This window comes from Atribacteraceae bacterium, assembly GCA_035477455.1.
Taxonomy (GTDB): Bacteria; Atribacterota; Atribacteria; order Atribacterales; family Atribacteraceae; genus DATIKP01.
The window spans coordinates 1-7,335 of the sequence record DATIKP010000151.1 but is presented as its reverse complement, the minus strand read 5'-3'; the positions used below and the strand labels follow the sequence as shown (position 1 = coordinate 7,335).

The window sequence follows — 7,335 nt, the reverse complement described above, 5'->3', positions numbered from 1 at the left end:
ACGACTATGGTCAGACACATCGCTCCGTATCCGGTAGGGGAGACGGTTCGCTTGTCTACCGGAGAAATAGCGGTTGTGGTTCGCCTGAATGAAGGCTTGCCCATCCGCCCCTTGGTTAGAATCCTCCAAGACCGCGAGGGGTGGTCTCTGAAAAAACCCAGGGATCTTGATTTGATCAGGGAGCAAACTGTTAATATCTTATGCTTGGCAGCGGAACGGTATGAAGACTTTAGACGACCTGATATTTCGAACAGCTTCGGTGAGAACGATTTTCCCACTTGAGGAAAGTGCTGAAACCGTCAATCAACCAGACAGCATAGCACCGATAAAAGAATGGAAGACAAGACGATGGGGAGGGAGTAGACGTGGTCAAAAAAAAAGTACCATGGTTGAGCGTCGTTAGCGAATCCCTGCAGACCATCGACGAAGTCGGTGGTCTGCTGCTGGTGAGCCGCTTAGATGAAGGAATGCCGAATATCATGACCATTGGCTGGGTCCAGATGGGAATCACTTGGGGGAGGCCGGTGTGTACCGTTTTGGTTAGGCCTTCCCGGTTTACGTTTGGTATCATCGAACAAAGCGGCGCTTTTACAGTGTCGGTTCCCACTCGAAATCAAAAGGAAGCGGTGCGGATTGCCGGGACGGTTTCGGGTAAAAACCTGGATAAGTTTTCCCAGACGGGCTTGACGCCAGTGTATCATTCTGACTTTTCGGTTCCTGGGATTACCGAATGCAGCATAGATATTAACTGTGTGGTGGTACAAAAAACACGGGTTGACCCTGCACACTTCAAGCCATCCATCATCGCCGAGTATTATCCGGAAAATGATTATCATACCGTCTATTTTGGCCATATTCAGAGTGTCCGTCGGACAGGTGAGTAGAAAAAGGCTATCAAGCTTCAGGTTCTTTCGTTAATTGGCGGTGCCTTTTGATTCCTTTTTTACCCGCCAAATTGTCTTAGTGCGTCAAAGGCCTTGAGCTAATTAAGGGAGTGTCGGATAATTTTTGCGCTCTCTGAGGCTTCCGTTCGGCACTGATTTTCTTTAACCGGCACTTCCATTCATTTTCCTCTGGCGGACAATGCCCCCCTGAATCCTTCTGGAGTGGGACCTCTTTAGTAGGGTTTCCCTCACCGGCTTCGCCGGCGGGGAAGCCCGCGGGACTTCCTGATCCATCTCCCGTATGGGAGTTTTAAACCGCTGGGAGCGTCGAGATTATAGACGATATATCTCTGTCTGGTTTGTCTGTGCATTCTCGATGATCCGTTTTCCATAGCTGGTAAACAACTGGTTAAATGCAGGCTCTTGGTGTATAATGATTTTGTTTTTGATTCTTGTATCCTTTGTCCAGGTTCAAACCCGGTGGCGTTTGCGGGAAAAACAAATCTGTCCCACGGTCAGTTTCGGTAAAAGTAGTTCTCTGATTAATCGCTTGATTATCCCGTTGGAGGCTGGCATCAACCAGCATGAAGCAGGAAGGAGCGATGAAGCGAAACGCTTCGTGATGAAATTGTGGTAAAAGTCAAAATAGATACACTCGCCTCTTCGTTTCATTTTTAGAGGAGTTAAACAGTCGGGGGACCGACGGAAGTGAACGGGGTAATTGAGGATGGGATGAATGTGTAAGGTTTTTAACCCTTCCACCCATCACCCATCACCCATCACTGTTTTTTACTGAGGAGGTTTGTTCTTTGAATATTTTACTGGTTTCCCCGAAGACGGTATTGATTCCAAAAAAGAAAGCGCGCTTTGTTCCTTTCCCGCAGGCCAGCCTACCTTTGATTGCTGCTTTGACCCCGCCGGAACACAAGGTGCAGATTGTCGACGAGCGATTGGAGGAGATTAATTTTTCTGGTAAGTATGATTTAGTCGGAATTACGGTCATGACCGGAACCGCTCCCCGGGCTTACTTTGTTGCTGATGAGTTTCGTAGGAGAGGGACAAAGGTGGTGATGGGCGGTATCCACCCCAGCGCCCTGCCCGAGGAGGCTCTCCTCCACGCCGATTCAGTCGTCGTCGGCGAAGCAGAGGGCCTGTGGAAACGAGTGCTGGAGGATGCGCAATCCGGAACTTTGCAACCGACCTACAGAAGTGAAAATTTCCCCTGTTTGGAAAACATGCCCTCACCCCGTCACGAACTCTTAAAGGATCGCTATCTACTCAAGCATGTTTTTCAAACCACCCGGGGTTGTCCGCACCAATGTGGTTTTTGCTCGGTGTCTACCTTCAACGGCAGGAAATACCGCCATCGTCCGCTAGAAGACGTAATTCGGGAAGTCGCAAGCTGTTCAAAGCGGTTTATCGGATTTTTGGACGATAACATCGTCGGCAACCCAAGGTATTCCAAAGAGCTCTTTCGTGCTTTGGTTCCCCTGAGAAAAAAATGGGTTAGCCAGGGAACGGTGAAGATGGCGGAAGACGATGAACTGATTCGACTGGCTCAAAAAAGTGGATGCATTTCTCTGTTCGTTGGCTTTGAATCAATTAATGAAGTCAACTTGAAAAATATGCGCAAAATGTTTAATTCCGTAGAGCGTTACAAAAAACTTGTAGAGAATTTTCATCGACATGGGATTATGGTCGTTGGTTCTTTTGTGTTCGGTTTTGATGACGATGATGAATCGGTTTTTTCCAGTACCCTTCGTTTTATCGAAGAAGCAAAAATAGATTTTGCTTCCTTCAATATTTTGACTCCCTTGCCGGGTACGGAAATCTTTGATACCTTTAAAAAAGATGGCCGGATTTTTAATTATGACTGGTCACAATACGATTTTTCGCATGTTGTATATCACCCGGCGAAAATGACTGTCGAGCGGCTTCAAGCTGGCCACCGATATTTATACAGCCGCTTTTACTCGCTAAGTTCCATCACCCGGCGGATCCCCCGCAACCTCAAACATCTATCTTATTTCCTGCCTGCCAGCCTGTACTATAACTGGGTTTCGCGACAACATAAAACCGTTCCGGAAAGACAGATAGCCTGCCAGTATTCGGTTCCTTCTGAAAAACCTTCTTCTTCCTGAGTCGGAGAAGACCATCATCGCACTTCAGCAAGCTATGCGATTAAGTGGCTTTTTGTTCTTGACAGGCATGATATATTGTTGCGAGGGTGTTAAAAGGAATGAAAGCACTGCTTGCCTTGGAGGATGGCTGCGTCTTTTCGGGTACCGCATTTGGAGCACCTGGAGAGAAAAGTGGTGAAGTCGTTTTCAACACCAGTATGACCGGCTATCAGGAAATCCTCACCGACCCTTCCTACTGTGGTCAAATCGTGACCATGACCTACCCGCTCATCGGCAACTATGGTATCAACCAGGACGATGTCGAATCAGCTTCGCTTCATGCCGCAGGTTTTATTGTCCGGGAAAACAGTCCCCTCATCGGAAATCGGCGTTTTTGCTCGACCCTCGACAGTTATTTGTCCGATCATGGTATATTTGGTCTGGAGAGGGTCGATACCCGGGCTCTCACGCGCCACATCCGAGAACAGGGGGCCATGCGGGGTGTGTTGTCTTCGATCGATCTCAACCCATCTTCTCTGGTAAGTAAGGCCCGGTCGATTCCAAAAATGACTGGATTGGATCTGGTTTGGCAGGTTACAACCCGCAAGCCTTATATCTGGTCATCGGAAGGAAAGAGGTCGATTGCCGTACTGGATTGTGGAGTGAAATTCAACATTCTTCGCCACCTTGCCCGGCGGGAGTGTCGCGTGTTGGTATATCCGGCGGACACGAAACCCTCGGAAATCCTCGACAGCCGGCCGGACGGGATTCTCCTGTCCAATGGTCCTGGCGACCCATCGGCCCTTCCGTATGTGATTGATTTTACCCGGGCGGTTCTTGGAAAACTGCCTATCTTTGGGGTGTGTCTTGGCCACCAAATCATGGCTCAGGCCCTGGGAGCAAAGACCTATAAATTGAAATTCGGCCATCATGGAGGAAATCACCCAGTGAAAGAGCTAAAGAGCGGAACAATTTCCATTACCGCTCAAAACCATGGGTTCGCTGTGGATACGGCGACTATATCCTCCTGCGATATCGAGGCCACCCATATCAATCTCAACGACAATACGCTGGAAGGCTTCAGACACCGGGTTCTTCCACTTTTTTCGGTGCAATTTCATCCGGAAGCCGGACCCGGCCCCAACGATACCACCGCGGTGTTTGATCAATTCATCTCAATGGCGGAGGACTACCGTGCCCAAAAGAACTGATATCAAAAGAATTCTGGTTATCGGTTCTGGTCCTATCGTCATCGGCCAAGCCTGTGAATTTGACTATTCAGGAACTCAAGGATGCAAGGCCCTAAAAAGTGAAGGGTATGAGGTTGTTTTGGTTAACAACAATCCAGCGACGATTATGACTGATCCGGAAATGGCTGACCGAACATACATAGAACCTCTTGTCCCGGAAATTATCGAAAAAATCATCGAACGGGAACACCCTGATTCCCTCCTGCCGACCCTGGGTGGCCAGACGGCTTTGAACCTGACCATACAACTGGCCGAGAAAGGTATCCTTGGTCGTCATGAAGTCAAAGTTCTTGGTGCCTCACCGGAGGCGATAAACAAGGCTGAAAATCGGGGACTCTTCAAAGAAGCTATGGAGCGGATTGGAATCCCGGTTCCTTTAAGCGACCGGGCCAACACGGTGAAGGAAGCCGTTTCGGTTGCCCGTCGTATCGGATTTCCCCTGGTGATCCGCTCGAGTTTTACGCTGGGAGGAACCGGGGGCGCTATTGCCTATAATATTGAGGAATTCGAGGAACTAGCTCAACGGGCGCTTGAAGCGAGTTTGATCAATGAAGTTCTGATTGAGGAATCAGTCGTCGGCTGGAAGGAATTCGAATTGGAAGTTATGCGGGACGGCCGGGATAATGTTGTGATTATTTGTGCGATTGAAAATTTGGATCCCATGGGGATACATACCGGTGACAGCATCACCGTGGCCCCGACCCAAACCTTAAGCCAGCGGGAATACCAGAAACTGCGCGATCTTTCCCTGCAGGCTATTCGAGAGATTGGGGTCGATACCGGGGGCTGCAACATCCAGTTTGCCGTCAATCCGGACGACGGGCGGATCGTCATTATCGAGATGAATCCCCGGGTATCGCGAAGCTCTGCGCTGGCCTCCAAGGCAACTGGTTTTCCAATCGCCAAAATCGCCGCCAAGCTGGCTGTCGGGTATACTTTGGATGAGATCCCCAATGATATTACCAAAAAAACTCCGGCCTGCTTCGAACCGGCACTGGATTACTGCGTGGTCAAAATCCCGCGTTTTACCTTTGAGAAATTCCCGGAAACGGAAGCCAGGCTTGGGATATCCATGAAAAGCGTCGGTGAAACCATGGCCATCGGCCGAAACTTCAAGGAAGCTCTCCAAAAAGGACTGCGCTCACTGGAACTTGGTATATCCGGTCTGGAAGGGGTGAAGAACTGGGTCTCGTTTCCGGAATCCCATCGTCGGGAGCTACTTCGGGAACATTTATCGACACCAAATCCGGAGCGCATCTTTTATCTTTGTGAAGCCTTTCGCGAAGGCATGAGTTTGGACGAGGTCGAAAAACTGACCCGGATCAATCCCTGGTTCCTGGGTCAGATTGCAGAAATTGTCGCTATGGAACGAACTTTGGCTATACAACGGGTAAGAGAAAGTATCGATCCGGATCTCCTGCGGCGGGCCAAAGAGTGCGGGTTTTCAGACCGGCAACTTTCCGGTTTGTGGAAGATGAATGAAATGGAGATCAGGAAACTTCGTCAATCGATGGGAATTCGATGTGTTTTCAAACAGGTTGACACCTGCGCGGCTGAATTTGCGGCTGAGACGCCCTATTATTACTCGACTTACGAACAGGAGTGTGAAAACCATCCCTCGGAACGGAAAAAAGTCGTGATTCTGGGCGCCGGGCCGAACCGGATCGGACAGGGGATTGAGTTTGACTATTGCTGCGTACACGCGACTTGGGGCTTGCGGGATCTGGGATACGAGACCATTATGGTCAATAGCAACCCGGAAACGGTCAGTACCGACTATGACACCTCCGATAAGCTGTTTTTCGAGCCGGTTTATTTCGAGGACGTTCTCAATATTATCGAACGGGAACAACCGGAAGGCGTTATTCTCCAGCTCGGCGGTCAAACACCGCTGAATTTGGCCGGCGATCTTCAAAAAGCCGGTGTCCGTATTTTGGGGACGTCACCGGAGAACATCGACATGGCCGAAGATCGGGATCGCTTCAGGAAGCTGGTGAGCAAGATCGGCTTGAAACAGCCGGTAAACGATGTGGCGGTTTCTTTTGAGGGAGCACTCTCCATAGCGCGCCAGATTGGATATCCAGTCATGGTCAGGCCTTCTTACGTTTTGGGGGGACGAGCGATGCGGGTAGTCTATGCCGATGGTGAATTAGCCGAATATGTCCGGGAAGCGGTCGCTATTTCTCCCGCTCATCCGGTACTCATCGATAAATTCCTGGAAGATGCGATCGAAGTCGATGCTGACGCGATCAGTGATGGAGAAAAGACAGTGATCGCTGGAATCCTGGAGCACATCGAAGAAGCCGGCGTCCATTCCGGAGACAGTGCATGCGTTCTCCCGCCGTTTTCATTGAGTGATGAAATTATGGAGAGCATAGCACATTTTACCGAATTATTGGCTAGGGAGCTTTCGGTGGTTGGCCTGATGAATGTCCAGTTTGCCGTGAAAGACGATGAAATCTATGTTTTGGAAGTCAATCCCCGGGCATCCCGCACCATCCCTTTTATCAGTAAAGCCACTGGTATTCCATTTGCCCGGCTGGCCTCCCAGGTCATGGTCGGGAGGAAGCTTCGGGAAATCGGCTTGACCGAAGCAATAAAAATCAATCATTTTGCGGTAAAAGAGGCTATTTTCCCCTTTAACCGGTTTCCGGGAGTCGACCCGGTACTCGGTCCGGAGATGCGCTCAACCGGCGAAGTCATGGGTATTGATCGGGATTTTGGAATGAGCTATGCCAAATCACAAATCAGCGGTCAATACCGATTACCTGTCGAAGGGAAAGTTTTTATCAGTGTGAAAAACAGGGATAAACGCAGTATTATATTTATGGCCAAGAAACTCAGAGATTTGGGGTTTGACTTGATTTCCACTCGAGGCACAGGTAAAGTTTTGATCAATAGCGGAATAGCGGTGGATGTTGTGAAAAAGGTCGGGGAAGGGCGTCCGAACATCATCGATCTGATCAAAAATGGGGAGATATCCTTGATTATCAATACCCCTTCCGGAGGACGCGCCCAGCTGGAATCGAGTTCGATACGCAAAGAAGCGGTGATGAGGGCGGTCTTCTGCGTCACCACCCT

At 49.6% G+C, this 7,335-nt stretch carries 5 protein-coding genes; all 5 read left to right on the top strand.

Annotated elements, in window-relative coordinates; translation table 11 throughout:
- The coding region (locus VLH40_08940; GenBank protein ID HSV32127.1) for a hypothetical protein at positions 1-282 on the top strand (282 nt) is incomplete at its 5' end.
- An 83-nt stretch (positions 283-365) separates the two neighbouring features.
- On the top strand, positions 366-884 hold the full coding sequence (locus VLH40_08935; protein ID HSV32126.1) for a flavin reductase family protein: 519 nt from the start codon (positions 366-368) through the stop codon (positions 882-884).
- A gap of 809 nt (positions 885-1,693) precedes the next feature.
- Positions 1,694-3,025, top strand: coding sequence for a radical SAM protein (locus tag VLH40_08930; protein ID HSV32125.1), 1,332 nt, complete (start codon positions 1,694-1,696; stop codon positions 3,023-3,025).
- A gap of 98 nt (positions 3,026-3,123) precedes the next feature.
- Complete coding sequence (gene carA / locus VLH40_08925; GenBank protein HSV32124.1) at positions 3,124-4,215, top strand: glutamine-hydrolyzing carbamoyl-phosphate synthase small subunit; 1,092 nt, start codon at positions 3,124-3,126, stop codon at positions 4,213-4,215.
- The coding region (gene carB, locus VLH40_08920) for a carbamoyl-phosphate synthase large subunit (GenBank protein ID HSV32123.1) at positions 4,199-7,335 on the top strand (3,137 nt) is incomplete at its 3' end. The genes carA and carB, both read left to right, overlap by 17 nt.